Annotated in this window: 24 protein-coding genes, 1 tRNA gene and 2 pseudogenes; 23 read left to right on the top strand and 4 right to left on the bottom strand. The window is 69.5% G+C overall.

The genetic code is table 11. The features are described 5' to 3' along the window. Positions 1-111 precede the first annotated feature (111 nt). From rplU to AB0B61_RS37270, 7 genes are all read left to right on the top strand, one after another. On the top strand, positions 112-414 hold the full coding sequence (gene rplU / locus AB0B61_RS37300; RefSeq protein WP_357939795.1) for a 50S ribosomal protein L21: 303 nt from the start codon (positions 112-114) through the stop codon (positions 412-414). Positions 415-430: 16 nt separating this feature from the next. Next, positions 431-688: a 50S ribosomal protein L27 gene (rpmA, locus tag AB0B61_RS37295; protein WP_090773491.1), complete on the top strand. Its 258-nt coding sequence runs from the start codon at positions 431-433 to the stop codon at positions 686-688. Positions 689-933: 245 nt separating this feature from the next. Next, a complete protein-coding gene (gene obgE, locus AB0B61_RS37290) occupies positions 934-2283 on the top strand; it encodes a GTPase ObgE (protein WP_358442349.1) in 1350 nt (449 codons plus the stop codon). A gap of 171 nt (positions 2284-2454) precedes the next feature. After that, entirely contained in the window at positions 2455-3573 is a 1119-nt protein-coding gene (gene proB, locus AB0B61_RS37285; protein ID WP_358442346.1) for a glutamate 5-kinase, read from the top strand. A gap of 152 nt (positions 3574-3725) precedes the next feature. Further along, positions 3726-5006 carry a glutamate-5-semialdehyde dehydrogenase gene (locus tag AB0B61_RS37280; RefSeq protein WP_358442343.1) on the top strand — a complete coding sequence of 427 codons (1281 nt, stop codon included), beginning with the start codon at positions 3726-3728 and terminating at the stop codon, positions 5004-5006. A 66-nt stretch (positions 5007-5072) separates the two neighbouring features. Then, complete coding sequence (locus AB0B61_RS37275; RefSeq protein WP_225302584.1) at positions 5073-5249, top strand: hypothetical protein; 177 nt, start codon at positions 5073-5075, stop codon at positions 5247-5249. An 82-nt stretch (positions 5250-5331) separates the two neighbouring features. Next, on the top strand, positions 5332-7101 hold the full coding sequence (locus AB0B61_RS37270) for a serine/threonine-protein kinase (RefSeq protein WP_358442341.1): 1770 nt from the start codon (positions 5332-5334) through the stop codon (positions 7099-7101). Positions 7102-7121: 20 nt separating this feature from the next. Here the strand turns inward: AB0B61_RS37270 and AB0B61_RS37265 are convergent, their stop codons facing one another. Further along, positions 7122-8153 (bottom strand): M48 family metallopeptidase, encoded by a 1032-nt coding sequence (locus AB0B61_RS37265; protein WP_225302586.1) that lies wholly within the window; start codon positions 8151-8153, stop codon positions 7122-7124. A 121-nt stretch (positions 8154-8274) separates the two neighbouring features. On the opposite strand from AB0B61_RS37265, the gene nadD reads away from it, so the two are divergent. The 5 genes from nadD to AB0B61_RS37240 all read left to right on the top strand — a co-directional run bounded on the left by nadD (position 8275) and on the right by AB0B61_RS37240 (position 11245). Next, positions 8275-8892, top strand: a complete 618-nt coding sequence (gene nadD / locus AB0B61_RS37260; RefSeq protein ID WP_357648087.1) for a nicotinate-nucleotide adenylyltransferase — start codon at positions 8275-8277, stop codon at positions 8890-8892. Between the two features lie 91 nt (positions 8893-8983). Continuing rightward, on the top strand, positions 8984-9379 hold the full coding sequence (gene rsfS / locus AB0B61_RS37255) for a ribosome silencing factor (RefSeq protein ID WP_357648089.1): 396 nt from the start codon (positions 8984-8986) through the stop codon (positions 9377-9379). After that, complete coding sequence (locus AB0B61_RS37250; protein WP_358442338.1) at positions 9376-9999, top strand: histidine phosphatase family protein; 624 nt, start codon at positions 9376-9378, stop codon at positions 9997-9999. Before rsfS ends, AB0B61_RS37250 begins: the two co-directional genes overlap by 4 nt. A gap of 193 nt (positions 10000-10192) precedes the next feature. Continuing rightward, a complete protein-coding gene (locus tag AB0B61_RS37245; protein WP_358442335.1) occupies positions 10193-11107 on the top strand; it encodes a GntR family transcriptional regulator in 915 nt (304 codons plus the stop codon). Between the two features lie 65 nt (positions 11108-11172). After that, positions 11173-11245, top strand: a tRNA-Ala gene (locus AB0B61_RS37240). Positions 11246-11874: 629 nt separating this feature from the next. Here AB0B61_RS37240 and AB0B61_RS37235 read toward each other — a convergent pair. Together AB0B61_RS37235 and AB0B61_RS37230 are read right to left on the bottom strand one after the other, a co-directional pair. Next, positions 11875-12099: a helix-turn-helix domain-containing protein gene (locus AB0B61_RS37235; RefSeq protein ID WP_358442332.1), complete on the bottom strand. Its 225-nt coding sequence runs from the start codon at positions 12097-12099 to the stop codon at positions 11875-11877. A gap of 82 nt (positions 12100-12181) precedes the next feature. Beyond that, a pseudogene (locus AB0B61_RS37230) lies at positions 12182-12802 on the bottom strand (carboxylesterase family protein); the annotation flags it as partial. Here AB0B61_RS37230 and AB0B61_RS37225 point away from each other — a divergent pair. The 11 genes and pseudogenes from AB0B61_RS37225 to AB0B61_RS37175 all read left to right on the top strand — a co-directional run bounded on the left by AB0B61_RS37225 (position 12797) and on the right by AB0B61_RS37175 (position 23179). Beyond that, positions 12797-13183 carry a hypothetical protein gene (locus AB0B61_RS37225; RefSeq protein WP_358442329.1) on the top strand — a complete coding sequence of 129 codons (387 nt, stop codon included), beginning with the start codon at positions 12797-12799 and terminating at the stop codon, positions 13181-13183. The pseudogene AB0B61_RS37230 and the gene AB0B61_RS37225 sit on opposite strands and share 6 nt — an antisense overlap. Before the next feature lies 1 nt (position 13184). Next, positions 13185-13772, top strand: coding sequence for a helix-turn-helix domain-containing protein (locus AB0B61_RS37220; protein ID WP_358442327.1), 588 nt, complete (start codon positions 13185-13187; stop codon positions 13770-13772). 294 nt (positions 13773-14066) lie between these two features. Next, positions 14067-15320, top strand: a pseudogene (locus AB0B61_RS37215) (DUF4082 domain-containing protein). A 142-nt stretch (positions 15321-15462) separates the two neighbouring features. Further along, the gene (locus AB0B61_RS37210) at positions 15463-16002 is read left to right on the top strand and encodes a dihydrofolate reductase family protein (RefSeq protein WP_358442325.1); all 540 of its coding nucleotides are present in this window, start codon (positions 15463-15465) and stop codon (positions 16000-16002) included. A gap of 142 nt (positions 16003-16144) precedes the next feature. Then, the gene (locus AB0B61_RS37205; RefSeq protein WP_358442323.1) at positions 16145-17080 is read left to right on the top strand and encodes a GNAT family N-acetyltransferase; all 936 of its coding nucleotides are present in this window, start codon (positions 16145-16147) and stop codon (positions 17078-17080) included. Further along, positions 17077-17787, top strand: a complete 711-nt coding sequence (locus tag AB0B61_RS37200) for a PIG-L deacetylase family protein (protein ID WP_358442321.1) — start codon at positions 17077-17079, stop codon at positions 17785-17787. The genes AB0B61_RS37205 and AB0B61_RS37200 overlap by 4 nt, the downstream gene beginning before the upstream one ends. Continuing rightward, a complete protein-coding gene (locus AB0B61_RS37195; protein WP_358442319.1) occupies positions 17784-19394 on the top strand; it encodes an ABC transporter substrate-binding protein in 1611 nt (536 codons plus the stop codon). The genes AB0B61_RS37200 and AB0B61_RS37195 overlap by 4 nt, the downstream gene beginning before the upstream one ends. Continuing rightward, on the top strand, positions 19391-20371 hold the full coding sequence (locus AB0B61_RS37190; protein ID WP_358442317.1) for an ABC transporter permease: 981 nt from the start codon (positions 19391-19393) through the stop codon (positions 20369-20371). Before AB0B61_RS37195 ends, AB0B61_RS37190 begins: the two co-directional genes overlap by 4 nt. Further along, complete coding sequence (locus AB0B61_RS37185; protein ID WP_358442315.1) at positions 20368-21195, top strand: ABC transporter permease; 828 nt, start codon at positions 20368-20370, stop codon at positions 21193-21195. Before AB0B61_RS37190 ends, AB0B61_RS37185 begins: the two co-directional genes overlap by 4 nt. Beyond that, positions 21192-22178 carry an ABC transporter ATP-binding protein gene (locus tag AB0B61_RS37180; RefSeq protein ID WP_358442312.1) on the top strand — a complete coding sequence of 329 codons (987 nt, stop codon included), beginning with the start codon at positions 21192-21194 and terminating at the stop codon, positions 22176-22178. The genes AB0B61_RS37185 and AB0B61_RS37180 overlap by 4 nt, the downstream gene beginning before the upstream one ends. Beyond that, complete coding sequence (locus AB0B61_RS37175; protein ID WP_358442309.1) at positions 22175-23179, top strand: ABC transporter ATP-binding protein; 1005 nt, start codon at positions 22175-22177, stop codon at positions 23177-23179. Before AB0B61_RS37180 ends, AB0B61_RS37175 begins: the two co-directional genes overlap by 4 nt. Here AB0B61_RS37175 and AB0B61_RS37170 read toward each other — a convergent pair. Then, positions 23170-24141, bottom strand: a complete 972-nt coding sequence (locus tag AB0B61_RS37170; protein ID WP_358442307.1) for a YafY family protein — start codon at positions 24139-24141, stop codon at positions 23170-23172. The two genes, AB0B61_RS37175 and AB0B61_RS37170, sit on opposite strands and share 10 nt — an antisense overlap. Positions 24142-24178: the final 37 nt, after the last annotated feature.

The raw sequence follows: 24178 nt of genomic DNA, 5'->3' as shown, positions 1-24178 counted from the left end.
GAATCGGTGCGTCCAGCGGCGCGCCCTGTTCGCGCGCCTACTCGGTTCGTCGGTTCCAGACAGCACCGAATGCCGGGCGCAGCATTCAGAAGTCAGTAGAAGGGTTCCGCGGTGTACGCGATCGTTCGTTGCGGCGGCAGGCAGCAGAAGGTCTCCGTCGGTGACGTCCTCGAGGTGGACAAGGTCGCCGGCGAGGTCGGCACTTCGGTTTCGCTGCCGACGGTCCTCGTCGTCAACGACGGCGATGTGACCACGGAGGCGGGCAAGTTCCTGGTGAGCGCCGAGATCCTCGGTGAGACCAAGGGGCCGAAGATCCGCATCCTGAAGTACAAGAACAAGACCGGTTACAAGAAGCGCCAGGGTCACCGTCAGCGGTACACCCAGGTGAAGATCACCGGTATCGACCAGGCCTGATCGGGGAGTTAGAGAGATGGCACACAAGAAGGGCGCGTCGTCCACCCGGAACGGCCGTGACTCCAACGCCCAGCGCCTGGGCGTCAAGCGCTTCGGCGGCCAGCTGGTCAACGCGGGCGAGATCATCGTCCGGCAGCGTGGCACCCACTTCCACCCCGGCGACAACGTCGGCCGCGGCGGCGACGACACGCTGTTCGCGCTGGCCGCCGGCCACGTGCAGTTCGGTCTCAAGCGCGGTCGCCGCGCGGTGAGCATCGTTCCGGTGGCGGAGTAGATTCTCAGAGTTTCCTGCTCAGGGGCGGATCGGGTTCTCGATCCGTCCCTGAGTGCGTTTGTACGGCTTTTTTTTGGTGTACGGCTCAGCGCGGTGGGCCCCACCCGCCGTGCGGGGTGGGGGCCCGTCCAGGGGCACGCTCCTCCGGTGGACGTGGCCGCGCGCCGTGACGTGCGCGTTCTTGGCCCCGGTCCGTGGACTGGGTTATGTGATGGGCCTTGATCGGCCTAGGAGGAGGGGCCGAGATGGCTGACTTTGTGGACCAAGTGGTGCTGCACCTCAAGGCGGGTGACGGCGGCAACGGCTGCGCGTCCGTGCACCGGGAGAAGTTCAAGCCGCTCGGCGGGCCCGACGGCGGCAACGGCGGGCGCGGCGGCGCGGTGATCCTCGAGGTGAGCCCCAACACCGCCACGCTGCTCGAATACCACCACAGGCCGCATCGCAAGGCCGACAACGGCAAGCAGGGCCAGGGGTCCAACCGCGACGGGGCCAATGGCGGGGACGTCATCCTTCCGGTGCCCAATGGGACGGTCGTCAAGAACGCCGCCACCGGTGAGGTGCTCATCGACCTGGTGGGCGTCGGCACCCGTTATGTGATCGCCGAAGGCGGTTTCGGCGGGCTCGGTAACGCGGCGCTGGCCAGCACCAAGCGCAAGGCGCCCGGGTTCGCGCTGCTCGGGGAGCCGGGGGACGCGCTCGACGTCATGCTGGAGCTCAAGAGCGTCGCCGACGTGGCGCTCGTCGGGTTCCCCAGTGCCGGGAAGTCGTCGCTGATCGCGGCTCTGTCCGCGGCCCGGCCGAAGATCGCCGACTACCCGTTCACCACCCTGATCCCGAACCTGGGCGTGGTGACCGCGGGCGAGACCATCTTCACCGTCGCCGACGTGCCGGGGCTGATCCCGGGGGCGTCGCAGGGCAAGGGGCTCGGGCACGAGTTCCTGCGCCACGTCGAGCGGTGCGACATGCTCATCCACGTCATCGACTGCGCCACCATGGAGCCGGGACGCGACCCGATCAGCGACTACGAGGTGATCGAGGCCGAGCTGGAGGCCTACGGCAAGCTCGAGGACCGGCCCCGCATGGTCGTGCTGAACAAGGCCGACGTGCCGGACGCCCGGGAGCTGGCCGATCTGGTCAAGGGCGAGTTCGAGGAGCGGGGGCTGCGGGTCTTCACCGTCTCGGCCGCCACCCATGACGGGCTGCGGGAGCTGACGTTCGCGATGGGCGAATGGGTGGCCGCGGCCAGGGCCGCCAAGCCCGTCGAGGAGCCCACGCGGCTGGTGCTGCGGCCCAAGCAGCTCGGCGAGGCCGGGTTCAACGTCCGCCGGGTCAACGACAACCTCTTCCAGGTCACCGGCGAGAAGCCGGAGCGCTGGATCAGGCAGACCGACTTCAGCAACGACGAGGCCGTCGGCTACCTGGCCGACCGGCTGGAGCGGCTCGGCATCGAGGATCAGCTGGTCAAGGCCGGGGCCACCGCGGGCGCGGAGGTCGTCATCGGGCCGATGGAGGGTGGCTACGTCTTCGACTGGCAGCCCACGCTCAACGCCGAGTCCGTACGGCAGGGGCCGCGCGGCACCGACAACCGGTTCTAGCGGCGCCCGACCCCCGGCTTTCGCTCCCGGGCGGCCCGGCCCGCCCTCTGGCGTTCCCGGCTTCCCGTCCCGGGTGGCCTGGCCCCGGCGGCATCCCGGTCTTCGGCCGGTTGCCGACGGCGGGAGCACCGGCCGGGAGGTCGGGTCGCCGGTCTCCGATAGGCTTCGAACGTGCGGGAACAGATCAGCTCAGCGTCGAAGGTCGTCGTCAAGGTCGGCTCTTCGTCGCTCACCACCCCCCAGGGCATGATCGACGTCGACCGGGTCGATGCCCTGGTCGACGTGCTGGCCGCCCGCCGCCGCGCCGGGACCCAGCTGGTCCTGGTCTCCTCGGGAGCGATCGCGGCGGGCCTCGGCCCGCTGGGGCTGACCGCGCGCCCCCGCGACCTCGCCACCCAGCAGGCCGCCGCGTCCGTCGGCCAGGGCGTGCTCGTCGCCCGCTACACCTCCTCCTTCGCCCGCTACGGCCTGCGCGTCGGGCAGGTGCTGCTGACCGCCGACGACATGATGCGCCGCGCCCACCACGCCAACGCCCAGCGCACCCTCAACCGGCTGCTGGAGCTCGGCATCGTGCCGATCGTCAACGAGAACGACACCGTCGCCACCGACGAGATCCGCTTCGGCGACAACGACCGCCTGGCGGCCCTGGTCGCCCACCTCATCCACAGCGACGCGCTGGTCCTGCTCTCCGACGTCGACGCCCTCTACGACGGGCCGCCGAGCCGCAGCGGGTCCCGGCGGCTGGCCGAGATCCGCGGTCCTGAAGACCTGGTCGGCGTCGAGCTCGGCAAGAACGGCGCGGCGGTCGGCACCGGTGGCATGGTCACCAAGGTGCAGGCCGCCAGGATCGCCACCGGCGCCGGCGTGCCGGTCGTGCTGACCGCGGCCGCGCACGCCGCTCAGGCGCTGGCCGGGTCCGATGTCGGGACCTATTTCCACCCTGGCGGCCGTCACCCCGGCACCCGGCTGCTCTGGCTCGCCCACGCGACCACCGGACGCGGGCGGCTGCTGCTCGACGACGGCGCGGTGGAGGCCATCGTGGCCAGGCGCAAGTCGCTGCTGCCCGCCGGGGTCACCTCGGTGGAGGGCGACTTCGCGGCCGGCGACCCGGTGGACCTGTGCGGGCCGCGTGGCGGAGTGGTGGCGCGCGGGCTGGTCAACTTCGACGCGGGGGAGATCCCCGGGCTGCTCGGCCGCTCGACACGGGACCTGGGCAACGAGCTCGGCCCCGAATACGAACGCGAGCTGATCCACCGCGACGACATCGTCATACTGGAAGCCCACAACTAGACAGCCGGAAACCGGCAGCCCACAACCAGGCCACCGGTCACCGGAAGCAACCAGACCACCGGTCACCGAAAGCCCGCAACGAGGCGGCCGGAGACCGGAAGCCACAACTAGGCAGGCAGCCGGCTCGCCGGCCGTCGGCAGAGGAGCGTGTGATGTCCGAGGAGTTCCTGAAGGTCGCCCGCGCGGCGCGAGAGGCCGCCGCCGAGCTGGCCCCGCTGCCGCGGGCGCCCAAGGATCGGGCGTTGCGCGCGGTCGCCGACGCCCTCGTCGCCCACACCGCCGAGATCGTCGAGGCCAACGCCAAGGACGTCGCGCAGGCGCGGGAGCAGGGCACGCCGGAGGCCATGATCGACCGGCTGCGCCTCGACGGGCCCAGGATCGAGGCCATCGCCGAGGCCCTACGCCAAGTGGCCGACCTGCCCGACCCCGTCGGCGAGGTGATCCGGGGCAGCACGCTGCCCAACGGCCTGGAGCTGCGCCAGCTCAGGGTGCCGCTGGGCGTGATCGGCATCATCTACGAGGGCCGCCCCAACGTCACCGTCGACGCCGCCGCGCTCTGCCTCAAGAGCGGCAACGCGGCCCTGCTCAGGGGCTCCTCCAGCGCTTACGCCTCCAACGCCGTGCTGGTGCGGGTGATGCAGGACGCGCTGGAGAGCACCGAAGTGCCTTCCGGGGCGGTCCAGCTGGTGCCGGGCCTGACGCGCGACTCCGTCAAGGAGCTGATGCGGGCCCGCGGCCTGGTCGACGTGCTGATCCCGCGCGGGGGCGCGTCGCTGATCAACTCGGTGGTCGAGGAGTCCACGGTCCCGGTGATCGAGACCGGCGTCGGCAACTGCCACGTCTACATCGACGCCGACGCCGATCTGGACCTGGCCATCGACATCTTGGTCAACGCCAAGGCGCAGCGGCCGTCGGTGTGCAACGCGGCCGAGACGTTCCTGGTCCACGCCGGGATCGCCGACGCGTTCGTGCCCCGGGCGCTCCAGGCGCTCAAGGACGCGGGCGTGACCGTGCACGGCGACGACCGGATCGCCGCCTACGGTGAGGTGGAGCCGGCCACCGAAGACGACTTCCTCGCCGAATACCTCTCGCTCGACATCGCCGCGGCCGTCGTCGGCTCGCTGGAGGAGGCCGTCGCCCACATCAGGCGCTACGGCTCGGGCCACACCGACGCCATCGTCACCCGGTCGCAGCAGGCGGCGCGCAGGTTCGTGTCGCTGGTCGACTCGGCGGCCGTCGCGGTCAACGCCTCCACCCGGTTCACCGACGGCGGCGAGTTCGGCTTCGGCGCGGAGATCGGCATCTCCACCCAGAAGCTGCACGCGCGCGGCCCGATGGGCCTACCTGAGCTCACGTCCACCAAATGGGTCTATACGGGGGAAGGGCATCTGCGTACCTCAGCCGGCACGGTCATCCCAAGGTCAGGCGCCTGACGGGGTTGGGCAGCGGCGGCGTGTCGGCGTGACCGGTCAGCGGAGGAGCTCGGTTGACTGGACCACATGGAGATCGTCATCGCCCTGGCCTTCGCGGCCGTGGTGCTGTTCGGTGCGGATCGGGTGCTGCTCTGGCTGGAGAGCCGGGGCCACATCCACTGGCGCAGGAAAGGCCGGAAGGACCTGTCGGCGGAGCCTACGACGGAGCTCGACAGCATGCTGTCCGAGCAACCCCACCGATAAAGCTTCGGCGCGCCGCACGCGCTATCACGCCTCCCAACGCTAGGGTGTTGACCCTTATGGGCGCGCCGGGCGGGGAGGGACGGTGACCAAGCTCGGCAAGGTCGGGCCGTACACCCTGCTCGAGAGGCTTGGTCGGGGCGGCATGGGCGAGGTCTATCTCGCCAGCTCCCGCCGGGGCGAGCGCGTCGCCCTCAAGGTCCTGCACGACCTGGCCGAAGACAACTCCATGCGGGTCAGGCTCGAACGTGAGGTCCGGGCGCTGCGCCGGGTCGAGAGCCCGTACGTGGCCAAGGTGGTGGACGCCGACCTCTCATGCGAGCGGCCGTACCTCGTCATGGAGAACATCGAGGGCGCCACGCTGCTCGACCGGGTGCGCCACAGCGGGCCGCTCAACATGGCGCAGCTGGTGGAGCTGGCGCAGGGCATCGCCACCGCGCTCGCGATCATCCACGCGGCCGGCGTGGTGCACCGCGACCTCAAGCCCGCGAACATCATCATGGGCGCCGAGGGCCCGGTCCTCATCGACTTCGGCATCGCGCAGGTGGTGGACGCCACCCGGCTCACCCTGACCGGCACCTTCCTCGGCACGCCCGGCTACACCGCGCCCGAGATCTTCGCCGACGAGCACGTCGACTCGCCCGCCGACATCCACGCGTGGGCGGCGACGGTGGCGTTCGCGGCGACCGGGCGGCCGACGTTCGGGCGGGGGACGGCCGAGGCGCAGATGTACGCGGTGCTCAACGGGCAGGCCGACCTCAAGGGCGTGCCGGTGGCGCTGCTGTCGCTGGTGCGGGCCGCGCTGAACCGGGAGCCGGGCAAGCGCCCGACGGCCGCGCTGCTCGCCGACCGCCTGTCCCGGCTGGCCAAGGCGACCAGCCCCGCCGAGCCCGATACCGCCCGGGCCGTCTCCACGGCCGAGGAGGGTGTCGCGGTGCGTGGCCGGGCCGTGGAGGAGGCCAAGCCGCGCAGTCGTACGGCGGAGGAGGCGAAAGCCCGCAGCCGCACGGCGGAGGAGGCCAAGCCGCGTAGCCGGACCGGTGAGGAGGCCAAGCCGCGCGGCCGGACGGTGGACGACGGGAAGGTGCCCCCGCCGCGGACGCGGACGAACGCGGACGGGAAGCTCCCGCTACCGCGAGGCCGGACGAGTACGGACGGGAAGGTGCCGGCGCCTCGGGGCCGCACGACTACGGACGGAAAGGGCACGGGTCCACGGCTCCGTACGGGCGAGGGCATCAAGGCCACGCCTGTACGGAGCCGCACGAAGGCCGTGACCGGGAAACCCCGGACGCCGGGCACGCGTAACACCGGACTCAGGTCGGAGTCGGGCTCCACCACCCTGCCCGCGGGCAACGCCGCGCTGTTGCTGCTCGCGGTGCTGGCCGTGCCCTGTGTGGTGGCGTCGGTGATCTGGCCGATCGCCACGATCGGGATCACTGCCGCGTTCGTACTGCTGACCAGGACGCTCTGGATGAGCCACTGGATGGTCAGGAAGCGCGTCTCGCGCCGGGTCAGGGTGACCCTGCGCGTGGTGCTCTTCCCGTTCGCGTTCACCGGTGCGACCGCGACCGCCGTGGTGTGGCCGGGCGTGCCCGTCGCGGTGGCGGCGGGTGGCGCGCTGTGGCTGATCGGCGGCGGTCAGATCGATGCCGACTGGTGGCAGCAGCCCGCGCCGGTCACCGCCGCGGGTGTCGTGTTCGGGATGCTGTGCGGCGGCATCACCGGACGCGAGATCGAGCGGGTCGGCGCCCATCTGCCGGACCTACGCAGGGAAGGGCTGCGCGCACTGGCCGTGCTGGGCGGCTTCGTCGCCCTGTGCGCGGCCGCGGTGCGCGCTATCGCGCTGCTTCTGTGACCGGCTGACCGGCTGTGGGCCTAGCCCTGGCCGCCGTCGCGGCGCGAGAAGCGGTTGAAGATGCGCTCGCCCGCGTTGACCGCGCCCTCTGCCACGTCGCGCAGTACGCCGATGAACGGATCCTGCGACTGGGACCACGACGCGCGGTAGGACTCGGCCGCGGCCTTGATCTCGTCGGTGACCCGGGCGCTGGCGTCGTCTTCCCTGCGCGGGTAGTCGCCGCCGAGGATGCGCTCGTACTCGCCGCCGCGGTGCCACTTGTCGAGCTCGGCCACGCGCACCACGGCGAACGGGTGGGTGGTGCCGAGCAGGTTGAGCACCTTGAGGAAGCCGTCGCGCAGGTCGCCCGCGGTGTCGTATTCCTGGTACTGCTCCAGGAACGCCTCGATGTTCATCTCGTGGGTGTAGGCGCCGCCGGCCAGCTTCATCAGCGCGCGCTTGGCCGCGTCCGGGTCCTGGCCGGTGAGCAGGCCGCCGCGGTCGGAGGAGAGCTCCGACTTGCGGTACCACTCCTCCAGGCCCGCGACGATCGCGCGCAGGCCGATGTAGCCGAGCGGGATCCAGGCCACGCGGGTGGCCAGGCGGGTGAGGATGTCGAGCATCGTCCGGTAGACGGCGTGGCCCGACAGGATGTGCGAGGTCTCGTGACCGATGACGAAGCGCTGCTCCTCCTCGTTCATGAGGTTGAGCAGGCCGGTGGTCACCACGATGAACGGGTCGTCGAAACCGATGGCCTTGGCCTGGACCTGCGGGTCCTGCTGGACGTAGATCTCGGGGATCCGGTGCAGGTCGAGGACATAGGCGGCGTCGCGGCCCATGTCGTAGAGGGAGCGGAACTGGGTCTCGCTCACCCGCACGGCCGACGCCAGGTACATCAGGCGCAGGCGGCGCTCGCTGATGAGGCCGGACATCTGCTTGAGAACCGTGTCGAACCCACTCAACTTACGCAGAGCGACCAGCGCGGACCGGTCTGCGGGGTGTTCGTAGGCACGAGACGAGATGCCGGGCAATTGGACGCGGTTGCGGTCCGGGGTGGTCGTCATGCCCGGCATGCTACGTCGGCAGCCGGGACGGCGCGCGTTCATCACCTGGGTTCGTGACGGGCTTGGTGACCGCTTTGGTCACCGGGGGGTGCCATGTTCGTGTCGGATAGCCGCCGCGTAGGGTCCTTTCATGATGAACGCGCCGAGTGTCCAGGGAAAGCGACGCGTGGGAGTGATGGGTGGGACGTTCGACCCGATTCACCACGGTCACCTGGTCGCCGCCAGCGAAGTGGCTCACCACTTCAATCTCGACGAGGTCGTCTTCGTGCCCACGGGCCGGCCGTACCAGAAGTCGGAGCGCGAGGTGTCCGCGCCCGAGGACCGCTATCTGATGACGGTGATCGCGACCGCGTCGAACCCCCGCTTCTCGGTGAGCCGGGTGGACGTCGACCGGCCTGGGCCCACCTTCACCATCGACACGTTGCGTGAGATCTCCGCGATCTACGGACCTGAGGCACAGCTCTACTTCATCACCGGAGCCGACGCCCTCGGGGCGATCCTCAGCTGGCAGGACGCCGAGGAGCTGTTCGAACTGGCCCATTTCGTGGGGTGTACGCGACCCGGTCACACGCTGCACGATCCGGGCCTGCCGCCGGGGAAGGTGACCTTGCTGGAGATCCCCGCCCTGGCCATTTCCTCGTCGGAGTGCAGGCAGCGGGTGGAGAAGGGTGAGCCGATTTGGTACCTGGTGCCGGATGGAATCGTGCAGTACATCAACAAACGCGGCCTTTACCACGCAGAGGGCTGAAGGTGCTCGTGCCGTACGTGGGGCTCTGGAGCGGTAACGGGTACCCTCAACATAGGGGCATGTTGCCGACACAGGAGGACCGACCCGCATCGTGACCGCATCCGAAAGAGCCGTCCAGCTCGTCCAGATCGCCGCCGAGGCCGCGGCCGACAAGCTGGCCGATGACATTCTCGCCTACGACGTGAGCGAGCAACTCGTCATCACCGACGCGTTCCTGCTCTGCTCCGCCACGAACGACCGCCAGGTCCGCGCCATCGTCGACGAGATCGAAGACAGGCTGCGCATCGAGGCCGACGCCAAGCCGGTACGCCGCGAGGGTGAGCGCGAGGGCCGTTGGGTGCTCCTCGACTACCTCGACATCGTCGTACACGTGCAGCACGAGGAGGACCGCACCTTCTACGCGCTGGAGCGCCTCTGGAAGGACTGCCCGGCCATCCCGCTCCCGGAGAGCGTGGCGCAGGCCAACATCCAGCGGGCTCGCACTTGAGCAAGAGGATCGTCTGCCTCAGGCATGGCCAGACGCTGTGGAACGTGGAACACCGCTTCCAAGGCCACTCCGACATCCCGCTCGACGAGACCGGTGTCGCCCAGGCGGCCAGGGCCGCGTCCCTGCTGGCCTCACTGCGGCCTACCGTGATCGTCTCCTCCGACCTCCAGCGGGCCAACGACACCGCGCTGGCCCTCGGCCGGATCGTCGGTCTCGAGGTGTCCGTCGACAAGGACCTCCGCGAACGCGGCGGAGGTCAGTGGGAGGGCCTGACCCGCGACGAGATCGCCGCCCGCTGGCCGGAGGAGTACGTGGCCTGGGAGGCCCCCGACGGCGAGCCGGTCGCCGACGTGGCCGGCCGGGTGGCCGCCGCCATGCGGCGCTGGGCGGACCGGCTCGACGACGACGGCCTCCTGGTCGTGGCCTCGCACGGCGCGGCGCTGCGGCTGGGCATCTGCGAGCTGCTGGGGCTGCCCGAGGAGCTGTGGCCGGCGCTGGGCGGGCTCGGCAACTGCTCCTGGTCGGTGTTGCAGGAGGGGCGTAAGGGGTGGCGGCTGCTCGAGCACAACGCGGGCACGCTGCCTGAGCCGGTCAACAGCGACGACCGTCCGGACGCCTAGCCCCGCCTGGCCCGGGTCTGCTGCGTCGTGCCCGGGTCCTGTCGCGTCGTGCCCGGGTCCTGTCGCGTGAGCCCAGGTCCGCTGCGTGGGCGGATTCTTCCGGCAATAGCGGATTTGTAGCTCTAGTGCGGGTGGCGGAGGGGATGTGGTGTTATTTCGTCTTAGTGCGCTAGGGCGATGAGGAGACTTCGCGGTGGACCGAGGTGAGGTGCCTTACCTCCGGATCGTCGGCGAGCTGCGGCGGCGGATCGCCGCAGGGGAGCTGGCGGTGGGGGGCAGGATCCCGTCCACCCGGCAGATCATGCGTGACTGGGGAGTGGCGATGGCCACGGCCAGCAAGGTGATCGGCGCGCTTCGGGACGAAGGGCTGGTACGCCCGGTGCCTGGGATCGGCACCGTGGTGGTCTCCCGGGTTGATGCCCTGCCCGAGGCGGCTGAGGGCGGTGGGGAGCTGGAGTCTGCCCCTGTGGACCTGACCGAGCAGCGCGTCCTCGGCGTGGCCATCAAGATCGCCGACAGTGAAGGGCTCGCCGCCGCCACTATGGACCGGCTCGCCACCGAGCTCGGTGCTCCGGTCCTGTCGCTTCATCGGCACGTACGGAGCAAGGACGAGCTCGTACACCTGATGGCGGACGCCGCCTACGGCGAGATTCCGCTGCCCGCACAGCCGCCGCCCGGTTGGCGCGCCCAGCTGGAGGTGTCGCTGCGGCTTCAATGGCGCCTCCACCGCCGCCATCCCTGGCTCTCCCAGGCCATCCCGCTCACCAGACCAGAGTTCGTCCGCAACGCGATGGCGCACACCGAATGGATCCTGCGCGCCCTCGACGGCCTCGGCCTCACCCCCAACGCCATGCTGCACGCCAGCGTGTCGCTGGCCGGGCTCGTACGAGGGGTCGCGGCGGCCCCGGAGGCCGACGATGAATCGGCGGTCAGGGAGGGGCAGCTGGCTGAGGCGCTCTCCTTCGGCGGCTTCCCGACCATGGCCCGGGTCATCGTGCAGCCGGGACTCGACCTCGACCTGGACTCGCTCTTCGAGTTCGGGCTGCGACGCCAGCTGGACGGGCTGGCCGTACTGGTGGCCAGCGCGGCGCAGGGACGCCGCGATTAGGCGAATCCTGGCGATGGCGGTAAGCTCTCCAAGCGCCGTAACGAGCCAGCTCGTCACGGTGACCAGGGGCTATAGCGCAGCTGGTAGCGCACCTCCATGGCATGGAGGGGGTCTGGGGTTCGAATCCCCATAGCTCCACGCTCGTCGGCGGGGTTGGTTTGGTTGCTCGCCCCCTTCGGGGGCTTCGCTTCCCCGCGGCCTCCTCGTTGTTTACCCCGGGGGATAACCCCCGGACCCCAGCGTCGGGCCAATCGGCCTTCGCTTCGCTCCGGGCTGTTTTTCTTTTTGGTTCTCCCAATTGGCTTCGCCTGTTTTGGCGCTTCGCGCTTGGGGGCTTCAGGCGGTTTCTTCCAGTCGGGCCTGGTCCCGACCCCTGTAGGGCCTTCGCTTCGCTCGGGCGTTCTTATTGAGGCGCTTCGCCTGCTGTGGCCATTTCGGTTGGGTGCCCGTGGCGGAGTTGTCGGGAAAATGATGTCCCGCAGAGCGGTGTACTTTCTCAGCGCTCAGCCGTGTTCGCCCACGTAGGAAACGCACATTGTTGATCCACCATCGAGCCGTGCCCGACGTGGTTGCCGGCACCGCAAGCGCGTCGCCGGATGTCGTGGGAAAGATGTTCCACCCTCGTGGTCAGGCGACAGGAATCTCCGGAGCGCTCGCTCTTGTCACATGACAGATGTGTGTTTGGGAGGCCACGCGACATCGTCGATCGCGAGAAACGGCTGGACCGCGACCGCGGTCGGCGTCATCCCGGTGAAGGTCATGACGTCTCAATGAAGGTGGGACTGGTCGGCGTAGCCGCTCTCCGCCGCTACCAAGGCGGCGCCATGGCCGGCGGCGAGGCAGTGGGCCGCGTGGTCGAAGCGGATGAGCTGGGCGACACGTTTGGGGGTGAGGCCGATCTGGGCGCGGAACCGGGACCAAAGGCGCTTGCGGCTCCAGCCGATCTCGGCGACCAGTCGTTCGACGCGTACCCGCCCTCGGCTGGCCACCATCTGTCGCCAGGAGAAGGTGACTTCCGGGTCGACGGCCCGGCCCGCGTCGGCCCGCCGAGCCCGCGGCGGTCTCAGCCGTGAGTGTCTGGGCGGCCGCCCCGCTCTGGGTGATCGCCTGGCGGAACAGGCCTCGGGCGCGGGGCATGGCCATGAGGGTGATGACGCTCATGGCCCCGGCGGACTGACCGGCGACGGTCACCTTCCCCGGATCACCGCCGAAGGCGGCGATGTTGTCCTGGACCCATTCGAGTGCGGCGATCTGGCCCAGTAATCCCAGGTTGGCGGTGCCGTCGTCGAGGTAGAGAAAGCCCTCGGCGCCGAGCCGGTAGTTGATCGTGACGCACACGACCCCGTCGCGGGCGAAGGAGGTGCCACGGTAGCCGGGGATGGATCCGGAACCCGTCGTGAACATGCCGCCGTGAATCCAGACCAGTACCGGCAAGCCGGATGCCCGGGGATCGGGGGTCCACACGTTGAGGTTGAGGCATTCCGCGCCAGGGATCACGACCTCCGGGAACAGCGCCGCGTTCTCCGGACCGTCGTTGTCTTTCGGGCAGGTCGGCCCGTAATCGGTGGCGTCGCGTTCGCCCTCCCACCGCGCGGGCGGCTCGGGAGGTCGCATGCGGCGTGCCCCGAAGGGCGGGGTCCTGGGGGCGGACTCTTGCGGCTTGTTATCCGGCTGTGTAAATTTATACGCATGGATAAGAAACCGTGGAATCTGGTCCGGACGCTCTTCGTCGCCGTGCTCGTCATCTCGATCGCGACGCTGGGCGTGGCCGCCGTCATCGGTGGCAACTGGGTGGTGTGGCTGCGCGGGGCCGCCGTGGCCGCCGCCTCCGTCTGGCTCGTGGCCCTGGCCGGGCAGGCCGCACGCGGCAAGCGATCGGCCTACCTGCGCATCCGCTTCATCAGCTTCGCCGCGCCCATCGGAATCGTGCTCATCCTCCTCGCGCCGGACAGCGGCTATCCCATCTGGATGAAGGCGGAGCAGGGGGTGGTCGGCGTCCTGGTCGTCGCCGTCGCGGTCATCGTCAATCGTCGTGCCGTACGTGAGGCGTACCCGAAGCGTGGCAAGCTGGGGTGATATGCAGACCTCCGGAACGCGGCGCGAGGCCACCGAGGCCCGCAAAGCCCAGATCGCCTCCGCCACCATCGCCGTGCTCGCCGAGCGCGGCTACGCGGAGACCACGTTCGAGGCCATTTGTGAGCACGCCGGGCTCAGCAGCAAGAGGCTGATCTCCTACCACTTCTCCAACAAGGAGCAGCTTTTCGAGGCTGTTGTGAGTCAGGTCATCACCGACGCGGCCGCCTTCATGCGTCCGACGCTGCAGGCCGCCTCCGGAGCCGGTGCGCAGTTGGAGGCATTCATCCGGGCCAACATCGCCTTCATCGCCGCCCATCCCGAACACGTGCGCGCGGTGCAGCAGATCGCGCACAACCAGGCGTTCGCGGGTGACCACGAGCGGGACGCCGCGATCGCCAGGCTGGTGGCGTTGTTCGCGGACGGGCAGCGTACGGGGGCTTTCCGGGCGTTCGACAGCGTGCTGATGAGTACAGCCCTGCGTGCGTCGATCGACGCGATGGCCGACCGGATCGTCGACGGCCTCGACCCGGACCGCTGCGCTGACGAACTCGTCGAGATATTCGGCCGGGCAACCAGGGCTGGATTTTAAAAGGCCTGTTGTTATGCGGGTTCTCGGGTGCGGGTCGCCTATGCAGGGCTGCCGCGCGGGCGGGCTGCCGGGATTTTCCTCGTTATAAGCGGCGACACGCCCATTTCATAAGAGCTGCTGTCGTATCACCGCTCGCTCCAGGATTAACCAGTCCGGCCCATAGCATTCCTCACTGAGTCGATGATCTTGACGGCTTGTTCGCGTGGGGTACTGCGACCGGGGGTGGCACATGTCGGAGCGTGAGAGAAGGCCCTGGGGAGGCGTCGGCTGCCCTGGGCTGGGCTGGTCGTCGCCATGGTGGCCGGCCTGGTGTGCGGGCCAGGGGGCGGATCCGGTGCGGAGGCGCGCACGGTCCGCGCGGGTACGGCCTCGGCAGGCGTGCCCGCCGCGCAGGTCGCCGCGGGTACGGGCCGTGCGGAACCGGCGCGGAGCGCGTCGGACTTCGCGGCCCGGGTCGCGAAAGGCACCCGCCGCCAGGCGCGGGAGACCCGCTCGGGAGAGTCGGTCGGCGGCAGGAGAGCCGCGGCTGTCTGCCTGCCGACCTCCGTCATCTGCATAGAGAACAACAAGCCCGGCAACCCCGCCAGCGAATGGGATATCTCGGGAGCGGGCAGCAGCACCATCCAGGGCTTCGCGACGCAGATGAGCGTCAATCACGGGGAGACCGTGCTGTTCAAGGTCGACACCGTGGCGACCGATTATCGCCTCGACATCTACCGCATCGGCTATTACGGCGGAATGGGAGCGCGAAAGATAACGACGGTCCAGCCGTCCGCCCCCCTGCCCCAGTCGCAACCCCTGTGCGCGGAGGACACGTCGACCGGGCTCGTCGACTGCGGGAACTGGGCGGTGTCTGCCTCCTGGGCGGTGCCCAGCGACGCCGTCTCCGGGGTCTATATCGCGAAACTGGTCCGGGAGGACGGAACGACCGGTGCCAGCCACATCATTTTCGTGGTCCGGGACGACACCAGGGGCTCGGACGTTCTTGTGCAGACCTCCGACACGACCTGGCAGGCCTACAACAGGTACGGCGGGAACAGCCTCTACTTCGGCAATCCCGTGGGCCGCGCCTACAAGGTGAGTTACAACCGCCCGTTCAAGACGCGCGACCCCTTCTCCATGGACGCCCCGGAGAGCTTCTTCTTCAACGCCGAATAACCCATGGTCCGATGGCTTGAGGCCAACGGATATGACGTGAGTTATTTCAGCGGCGTGGACAGTGCCACCCGCGGTCAGGAACTGCTGGAGCACAAGGCGTTCCTCTCCGTCGGGCATGACGAGTACTGGTCGAACCAGATGCGCACGCCTGTCACGATCGCCGCCAACACCACCTACGTGGTCTCGTACTTCACGAACTCGGGGGACTACGCGGTGGACAGGCAGTATTTCGCCACCCAGTACACCAACGGTCCGCTCCTCGCTCTGGCCAGCGGCGCGAGCGGAGGCAACGGCGTGTACCGGTACGGCGCGACGAACGGCTTCCCGACGAAGAGCTACCAGGCCAGCAACTACTGGGTGGACGTGGTGTTCGCCGCCGGCACGGGGTAGCCGGCGGGGTCAAGGCGCTGGAGGCAGACGGACGCGGACCGGTGGAATGAGCCGGTTCCGTCCGGGCTGTCGCCGACGCACCGATGAGTTTTCGGCCGTACCTCCGTCTCATCAGAACAACCATGATGGATGGAGGTACGTCGTGAGCAAGCTGCTGTATTCGTGCACCATGTCGCTGGACGGGTTCATCGCGGGGGCAGGCGGTGACATGTCCTGGCTGACCGAGCACATCGGGCCCAACCCGCTGGTGGACGAGGTCATCGGCAAGATCGGCGCGCTGCTCGTCGGCAACCGCACCTTCCGCGGCGACGATCCGCACAGGGGCACCGACAAGGAGGGCAAGCCGTTCGGCGGGGGATGGAGCGGACCGCAGTTCGTGCTCACCCACCACGCGCCGGACACGCCGGTGCCGGGTGTCACCTTCGTCGGGGACCTGGACGGCGCCGTCGCCGCAGCCAAGGCCGCCGCGGGGGACAAGTACGTCAACGTCCTCGGCGCCGACACCGCCCGGCAGTGCCTCGAAGCCGGTGCGCTCGACGAGATCCTCGTGTTCATCGCGCCCGTCCTGCTCGGCGACGGCGTCCGGCTGTTCGACCGGCCGGGCGGGGCCGACGTCCAGCTCGAACGCCTGAGCCTGACCAGCGCGCCGCAGGCGACGAACCTCTGGTTCCGCGTCCTGTGAGGCCAACGTTCCATTCTTACCGGAGGCGAAAAGAAGTTTCTAGGCCAACCTCGACGGAGAAAATTTTTTCCTGATTCGTCTTGACCTTGGTCTTCATCACTGGGGAGGGTGGGAAAGCAGAGCCCAGGGTGAAAGGACCCCCATGGTCACTGTCCGCGCGTTCGCCTCGGGGGACGAGGTCTCCCTCATAGACGCCTGGAATCAGAGCATGCCAGGCGACCCCACGACCTCCGGCTGGTTCCGTGACTGCGTACTGCTCGACCCCAACTTCGACCCCGAGGGGCTGCGGGTCGCCGTGATCGACGGGCGCGTGGCCGGCTGCGCGTACGCCGTGCGCCGGCTGACCCCGCTCGCCCCGGGCACCGACCTGGAGCCGGAGGCGGGCTGGATCCCGTTCTTCTTCGTGGCGCCCGAGCACCGGGGGGCCGGGCTCGGGCGGCGGTTGCTCGGCGAGGCGGTCGCCTTCCTCGAAGCCCAGGGCAGGACCAGGATCGACTTCTCCTCCTACACGCCCAACTACGTGCTGCCGGGAGCCGACGCCGCGCTCTACCCCGACGGGTACCGGCTGCTGGAGGGGCTGGGGTTCGAGACGCTCTACTCGCCGGTTGCGATGGACCGGACGCTGGTCGGTTACGTGACGCCCGACGAGGTGCACGCGCTGCGGGCCAAGCGGGAGAGCGAGGGGTACGCCTTCCGCAGCCCGCGTGAGGGGGAGTTGCCGGAGCTCATCCGGTTCGCGGCCGACGTCTTCAATCCGGACTGGGGCGAGGCGATCAGGCAGCACCGCGACACCAAACGCATGATCATCGCGAAAAAAGCGGAAATAGTCGGGTTCGCGTTATATGGGGCGTACCGGGGGATTCCTGAGAGGTTCGGGCCGTTCGGGGTCGATCCGGGTGAGCGGGGGACCGGGCTCGGCAAGATCCTCCTCCACCTGACCATGACCATGATGCGGGCCGAAACCCTGCACAGCTCCTGGTTCCTGTGGACCGGCGAGGCCAGCCCGGCCGGTCACCTCTACAGCAGGGCCGGTTATGAGGTCACCAGGCGCTTCCAGGTGATGAGGCGATCGGCGTGACTCACGTGCTTGCCATCGGTGCCCACGCGGGCGACCTGGACCTGACCGCGGGCGCCGTGCTCGCCCAGCACGTCCTGCGCGGCGACCGCGCGACGCTGCTGCACCTCACGCTCGGGGAGCGCGGCCACCCGCGCCTGTCCATCCCCGAGTACGCCGAGCAGAAGCGCGCCGAGGCGGAGACCTTCGCCGCGGCGATCGGCGCCAGCGTGCGCTTCCTCGACTACGAGGACGGCCTGCTGCCCGAGGACGAGGACGTCAAGATGCGGGTCGGCGACCTGATCAGGGAGCTCAGACCGGACGTCATCCTCACCCACTGGGGCGAGTCCATCCACAAGGACCACGCCCGCACCCACCGGATCGTGCGGGACGCCCGCTTCTACGGCGGCCTGAAAACGCTTGAGCGCGACCTGCCCGCGTACTGGGCGAGCGAGCTCTACTACGCCGACAACTGGGAGGACGCCGACGGCTACACGCCCGATGTGTTCGTCGACCTGTCCGAGGAGGCCTACGAGGTCTGGTCGGAGGCGATCACGGGTTACGCGTACGCCCGAGGCGAGACGTACGGCTTCCCGTACGTGGACTACTACCGCGCGCTGACGATCGTGCGCGGCGCACCAGCCGGATTCCGCCGGGCCCAGGCGTTCGCCGCGCCGAAGGGTTCCCGCGACCTCCGGGCGCGTTATCTCGGAAAGGCAGCACCTCAATGAAACGAAGCCTGGTGGTCACCGCGGCGCTGGCCGTCGCGGTGGCGGGCTGTTCGAGCAGCGGCTCCACGAGCAAGAACATCGCCGGTTCGCCGCCATTAGTCATTCACGCGGTGGACGCGGGCACCTTCCAGGAGGACTTCAACCCGTACCACCTGGAGAACGTGAACTTCGGCACCTCCGGGATGATCTACGAGACGCTGGAGTTCTTCAACAAGCTCAAGCCCGGCGAGGTCACCCCCTGGCTGGCTCTTGAGCACGCGTGGTCCGACGACGGCAAGACGGTCACCTTCACCCTGCGTCAGGGGGTGAAGTGGACCGACGGGCAGCCGTTCACCGCTGACGACGTGGCGTTCTCCTTCGACCTGCTCGGCAAGAACGCCCAGCTCAACAGGAGCGCGCTGGAGATCGCGGGCACCAAGGTCCTCGCGCCGGACAAGGTGCGGCTCACCTTCAAGTCCACCTCGTACGCCAAGCTCTACAACATCGCCGGCAACACCCCCATCGTGCCCAAGCACCTCTGGCAGAAGCAGCAGGATCCGGTCACGTTCACCAATCCCAAGCCGGTGGGGACCGGGCCGTACAAGCTGTCGAAGTTCAGCGCGCAGCTCTACGAGATGGAGAAGAACCCGGGCTACTGGCAGCCGGGCAAGCCGGAGGTGCCGACGCTGAAGTTCCCCGCCTACACCGCCAACGCGGTGCAGACGGCGCTTCAGCAGGGGGAGCTCGACTGGGCGGGCGCGTTCGTGCCCGACATCGACAAGATCTACGTCCAGGGCAAGCCGGAGATCAACAAGTTCTTCTTCCCACCCGAGGGCGTGGTGAACCTGCTGCCCAACCAGGCCAACCCGATCCTGGCCAAGCCCGAGGTCCGGCAGGCCATCAGCCTGGCCGTCGACCGGGACAAGATCGTCCGGGTGGCCGAGCGCGGCTACACCAAGCCGGCGCACCCGACCAGCGTGCCGATGCCGGGCGGCGAGGCCTACCTGCCCGCGGAGTACAAGGACGCGGCCTTCAAGGTGGACCTCGAGAAGGCCAAGGAGCTGCTCAAGGGCGTCGACCCGGCCAAGCTGAGCTTCACCCTGCTGGTGCCCTCGCCGTTCACCGACTGGGTGAACGCCGCCCAGCTCATCAGGGAGGACCTGGCCAAGATCGGCATCAAGGTGGACACGCGTGGTGTGGCGTTCGCGGACTGGGTGTCCAAGGTCGGCAAGGGTGACTACGACCTGTCGATCAGGGCCACGCCCTCCGGGCCCACGCCGTACTTCCAGATGCGTTCGATGCTCTACGGCGACCTGGCACAGCCGGTCGGCAAGCCGGGGACCGGCAACTACCAGCGGTGGAAGGACGCCGAGACCGACAAGCTGATCGACGAGTACGCGGCCACCGAGGACGAGGCCGCGCAGCGGAAGGCCGTCCAAGGGCTGGGCAAGATCATGGTGGAGAAGCTGCCGACGGTGCCGCTGTTCTACAGCCCGGCCTGGTCGCAGTACCGGACGAACAAGTATGTCGGCTGGCCCTCCGAGCAGGATCCGTACGCGATGCCCTCGCCGTTCACCTCGCCCGACGCCGCCGTGGTCCTGCTCCACCTGAAGCCGGCGGCCAAGTGAGGTTTCTCGCCAGGCGGCTCGGGTTCTACCTCCTGACGGCCTGGGCCGCCGTCACGCTCAACTTCCTCATCCCCCGGCTCATGCCGGGGGACCCGGTCGAGCTGCTGGTCGCCCGGATGAGGGACAACGTGGACCCCGCCGCCATCGACGCGATGCGGCGGGCCTTCGGGATCAGCGACGCGAGCCTGTGGCAGCAGTATCTGGATTATCTGGGCAATCTCGCTCATGGGGAACTCGGCCGCTCGATCACCTTCTTTCCCACCGAAGTGTCTACCGTCATCGCCGACAGCCTGCCGTGGACGGTCGGGCTGGTCGGCGTGGCCACGCTGATCAGCTACTTCGTCGGCACCTCGCTCGGCGTGCTGATGGCGTGGAAGCGCGGCACCTGGCTCGACGGGGTGCTGCCCGCCGCCACGTTCATGCACGCGGTGCCGTACTTCTGGGTGGCGCTGGCGCTGGTGTTCGTCTTCGGGGTGACACTCCAGTGGTTTCCGGTCTCCCGGGCGTACGGGCTGGAGGTCGTGCCCGGCTTCACCGGGGAGTTCGCCGCGAGCGTGCTCTACCACGCGACGCTGCCGGCCGTCACGATCGTGGTCGCCTCGATGGCCGACCGGATCCTCGGCATGCGCAACGTCATGGTGACCACGCTCGGCGAGGACTACGTGGTGATGGCCGAGGCCAAGGGGCTGACCAGCCGCCGGGTCATGTGGGCCTACGCGGCCCGCAACGCGATCCTGCCGAACATCACCAGCTTCGCGCTGTCGCTCGGCTTCGTGGTGGGCGGCTCGGTGCTGACCGAGATCGTGTTCTCCTATCCGGGAATCGGGTCGATGCTCCTCAAAGGCGTAGAGAACGAGGACTTTCCGCTCATGCAGGGCATCTTCCTCGTCATCTCGCTGGCCGTGCTCGTCGCCAACTTCCTGGCCGACCTCGCGTACGTGGTCCTCGACCCCCGCACCCGGCAGGAGGCCCAATGAAGATCAAGATCGGCGTGGGCATCCTCGTCTTCTTCGCGCTGATGGCGCTAGTCGGGCCGCTGCTCATCGGCGCCGACCCGGCCGCCACCAGCGACGACGGCCTGCAGGGCCCCTCGGCCGCGCACTGGCTCGGCACCACGCAGACCGGGCAGGACATCCTCACCCAGATCGTGTACGGCGCCCGGATCTCGATGGGCGTCGGCCTGCTGTCGGCGGTGATCGCCACTGTGCTGGCCGTCGCGGTGGGCCTGGTCGGCGGTTACTTCGGTGGCGCGATCGACGAGACGTTCTCGGTGCTGACCAACATCTTCCTGGTGCTGCCCTCGCTGCCGCTGATCATCGTGCTGGCGGGCTACCTGCCGCAGCGCGGCGTCGCCTCGGTCGCCGTGGTGATCGCCGTCACGGGCTGGGCCTGGGGTGCCCGCGTGCTGCGCGCCCAGACCCTCTCGGTACGGCGGCGCGACTTCGTGGCGGCGGCCCGGGCCAGCGGCGAGGGGCCCTTGCGGATCATCTGCTTCGAGATCCTGCCCGTGCTGCTGCCCGTCATCGCCACCAGCTTCCTGGCCACGGTCGTCGGCGCGATCCTGGCCGAGGCCGGGCTGTCCTTCCTCGGCCTGGCCGACCTGTCGACCGTGAGCTGGGGGAGCATGCTGTATTTCGCACAGAACGGGCAGGCGCTGCTCATCGGGGCATGGTGGTGGTTCATCCCGCCGGGGCTGTGCATCGCGCTGATCGGCACCGGGCTGGCGCTGGTCAACTTCGGCATCGACGAGATCGCCAACCCCCGACTGCGGACGATCAAGGTCCGGAAGGCCCGCGCATGAACGTCCTGGAGATCCGGCAGCTCAGCGTGGACTACCAGTCGGGCAGCGGCGCCGTGCACGCCGTCTCCGACGTCTCGCTCGACCTGCGCCGGGGCGAGATCCTCGGCCTGGCGGGGGAGAGCGGCAGCGGCAAGTCGACGCTGGCCAACGCCGTCGCCCGGCTGCTGCGCCCACCGGCGGCGATCACCTCGGGCTCCGTCGTCTACCACCGCAGGGACGGCGAGTCGGTCGACGTGCTGGGACTCGGCCGTGGCGAGCTGCGTGCCTTCCGCTGGAAGGAACTGGCGGTCGTCTTCCAGAGCGCCATGAACGCGCTCAACCCGGTCAGCACCATCGGCGACCAGATCGACGACGTACTCCGCGTCCATGCCCCGCGCATGTCGCGCAAGGAGCGCGTCGAGCGGACGGTCGAGCTGCTGGGACGCGTCGGCATCAGCGCCGACCGGCGGCGCGGCTACCCGCACGAGCTGTCGGGCGGCATGCGCCAGCGCGCCGCGATCGCCATCGCGCTGGCGCTCAACCCCGAGATCATCATCATGGACGAGCCGACCACCGCGCTCGACGTGGTCGTCCAGCGGGAGATCCTCCACGAGATCAGGACGCTGCGGGAGGAGTACGGCTTCGCGGTCGTGTTCATCACGCATGATCTGTCCCTGCTCATGGAGATCTCCGACCGGATCGCCATCATGTACGCGGGCCGGGTGGTGGAGACGGGCTCGGCCAAGGCGCTGCACAAGGCGCCCAGCCATCCGTACACGCTGGGTCTGCTGCGCTCGTTCCCCCGGCTGCACGGGCCGCGCGAGGAGCTGCTCGGCATCCCGGGCACCCCGCCGGACCTGCGCTCGCTGCCACCCGGCTGCGCCTTCCATCCGCGCTGCCGGTTCGCCATGGACACCTGCTCGGTGCGCCGGCCCGAGCTGGTCCCGGGCGCGGACGGGCAGGTCGCGTGCCTGCTGAACGACGACAAGGGGGTGCGCCGGTGAGCGGCGAGATCATCCTGGAGGGCCGGAACCTCACCAAGCACTTCACCGCGGCCCGCGGCCCGCGCGGCCGATTCGGGAGGCGGCCCCCGGTGCGCGCGGTCGAGGAGGTGTCTCTGGCGCTGCGCGCCGGGACGGTGACCGCGCTGGTCGGCGAGAGCGGCTGCGGCAAGAGCACGGTGGCGCGACTGCTCGCCCAGGTGTACCCGGCGACCTCGGGTGAGGTGCTGCTGCGCGGCGAACGGGTGAAGGCGCACCGAGGGGCGGCGTTCCGCGACTACCGGCGGCAGGTGCAGCTGATCTTCCAGGACCCGTTCGCGTCGCTGAACCCGTTCCACCGGGTCCGCTACCACCTGGCCCGACCGCTGCGCATCCACGGACATGTCCGCTCGGACGCGCACGAACAGGAGCAGGTCGCCGAGCTGCTCGAACGGGTCAGCCTCACACCGGTCGACCAGTTCATGGACAAGATGCCGCACGAGCTGTCGGGCGGGCAGCGGCAGCGGGTGGCGATCGCCCGCGCGCTGGCCGTGCGGCCCATCGCGCTCATCGCCGACGAGCCGGTGTCGATGCTCGACGTGTCGATCCGGCTCGGCGTGCTGCGGCTGCTGGAGAAACTGGCCGACGAGAGCGGGCTGGCGCTCCTGTACATCACGCACGACATCGCCGGCGCGCGGTACTTCGCCGAGGACATCACGGTGATGTACGCCGGGCGGCTCATCGAGAGCGGTGACGGCGAGACGCTCACCCAGTCGCCCGCCCACCCCTACACGAAGCTGCTGCTGGAGTCGGCGCCCGACCCCGACCGGGTGACGGCACCGGCGGCGACGCGCCACGGCGAGCCACCTAGCCTGATCGAGCCGCCGAGCGGGTGCCGGTTCCATCCGCGCTGCCCGGTGGCGTTGCCGGTCTGCTCGGAGCGGGTGCCCGGCCGTACCGAGGTGAGCGAGGGGCACTGGACGCACTGCTGGCAGGCCGAGTCGTCGCGACGCGTTCAGCGGTAGCGGCGGGTCAGCTCCGCGGCCGTGGTGGCGACGCGGTCGCGCAGCTCGGTGGGAGCGAGGACCTCGACGTCCGTGCCGAGCCGGAGGAACTCGCCCGCCGCGTGCTCGATCGACTCGATCGGGACCGTCACCCGAGTCCAGCCCTCGCCGTCCGGCGGCTGCGCGCTCTCCTTCGCCGCCGCCGCGGCCCCGGGCGTCATGAGGTTGGCCAGCAGCCGCATCCCCTGCGGCGACAGCCGGACCACCGCTTCGCCCCACCGCAGCCGGGCCTCGAACTCGGACAGGTACTCCTGCCAGTAGGCGACCAGGTCGAAGCCGTCGGGCCGGGTGAACCGCTCGGGCAGCGCGTGCAGGCCGAGGATCTGCGACACCCGGTAGGTACGCACCTGCTCACCGGACCGTGCCACCAGGTACCAGCGCCCGGCCTTGACCACCAGCCCGTACGGCTCCAGCCGCCGCTCGACCTCCTGGGGCGCCTGCCAGCGGCGGTATCTGACCTCCAGGACGCGCTCGTTCCACACGGCGTCGGCCACGGCGGGCAGGTGCGTCACCGGCTGCGGGTCGCGGTACCAGGTCGGGGCGTCCAGGTGGAAGCGCTCCTGGATCCGCCCGGCCCGGTCGCGCAGTTCGACGGGCAGCGCGGCCATCAGCTTGAGCTGCGCGGCCGTCACCACGGCGGCCAGTCCCAGCTCGGCGGCGGGGCCCGGCAGCCCGGCGAGGAACAGCGACTCGGCCTCGTCCGTGGTCAGCCCGGTGAGCCTGGTGCGGTAGCCGTCGAGGAGCTGGTAGCCGCCCTTCGGCCCGGCGTCGCCGTACAGCGGGATGCCCGCGGTGTGCAGCGACTCGACGTCGCGGTAGATCGTGCGCACGGAGACCTCGAGCCGCTCGGCCAGCTCCTGGGCCGTCATGCGTCCGCGCGTCTGCAGCAGCAGGAGGAGGGAGACCAGCCGGGAAGCGCGCATTTCACTGACACTACCTGTCAGTGACCCGGGTCTACGT

This window comes from Nonomuraea sp. NPDC049158 (assembly GCF_040648335.1).
GTDB lineage: Bacteria > Actinomycetota > Actinomycetes > Streptosporangiales > Streptosporangiaceae > Nonomuraea.
The sequence above is the reverse complement of the archived record's forward strand: the minus strand, read 5'-3'. Positions and strand labels throughout refer to the sequence as shown.